A 1115-nucleotide genomic window follows, 5' to 3' on the forward strand; every position below is an offset into this window, starting at 1 on the left:
GGAAGTGGCGGAGGACCCGGCGGTCCTCATGCAGCCGGTCGAGGGTGGTGGGCTCGGACATGAGCTGCTCCGGTTGCTGGGAGGCGCTGATGGCGGTGTCGCCGCGGGGCGGGCTCATGCCAGCGCCTCGCTGCGGCCATGGGGCGGGAAGGGCAGGACCTGGGCATCGGCCAGCCTGGCCGACCACAGGACCACGGTGAGATCGCCACCCGGCACCCGCACGGGCGGCTCGACCTGGAAGCCCAGCTCCTCGAACCAGCCGTGCATCTCCGGGTCGGTGAAGCCCAGGCGGCGGTGCTGGCGTACCTCGCGCAGTTCCTCGCGCTCGTGCCGGGCCAGATCGACCACCACGATGCGCCCGCCCGGCGCCAGCACCCGGCGGGCCTCGGCGAGTGCCGCGAATGGGTCGTCAGCGAAATGCAGCACCTGATGGAAGGTCACCGCGCTGAACGAGGCGTCGGGCAGCGGCAGCTGGTACATGTCGCCGTGGCGAACCTGGCAGTTGCGCGCCTCGCGCCGGTCCAGATTGGCTCGCGCGATCTTGAGCATGTCCTGGGCGACGTCGACGCCCAGGCCATAGCCGATCCGGCTGGCAAGCAGTTGCAGGACTTGGCCGGTGCCGGTGCCGATGTCGAGCAGCGAGGGCGTGCTGACGCCTTCGAACTGCCTGACGAGGGCCGCCTCGATCGCCGCGGTTTCGGCGGGACCCAGCTCGCGCTCCTGGTCCCAGGCCTTGGCATGGTGGTCGAACCAAGCCTCGGCGGCCCGGCGCCGCGCGGCACGCACCACTTCGAGGCGGCGGCGATCGAGCTGGAGCACGCCGTCCTCGGCCGGCAGGAGGCGGCAGATCGAGCGGGCGAGCCTGGCACCATCCCCGTCCTGGGCGCGCCGGTAGAACACCCAGCTCCCTTCGCGGAACCGGTCGAGCAGGCCGGCTTCGGCCAGGATCTTCAGATGGCGGGAGATGCGCGGCTGCGACTGGCCCAGGACCTGGACCAGCTCGCTGACCGTCCATTCGCCCTGGGCGCAGATGGCGAGCAGGCGCAGCCGTGACGGGTCGGCCGCGGCAGCGAGGCCATCCAGCAGTTGGGCGAGTTCGGGGCCGGCAGCATCCA

General features: G+C 71.8%; 1 protein-coding gene. It reads right to left on the reverse strand.

Going from position 1 to position 1115, the window contains the following annotated elements; all coding sequences use genetic code 11:
* Window positions 1–114: 114 nt before the first annotated feature.
* Window positions 115–1115 (reverse strand): ArsR/SmtB family transcription factor (locus EQG76_RS07840; protein WP_321573439.1); only part of this gene is annotated, 1001 nt, incomplete at its 5' end.

Origin of the sequence: Geminicoccus flavidas (assembly GCF_009806515.1) — a bacterium.
GTDB classification, from domain to species: domain Bacteria; phylum Pseudomonadota; class Alphaproteobacteria; order Geminicoccales; family Geminicoccaceae; genus Geminicoccus; species Geminicoccus flavidus.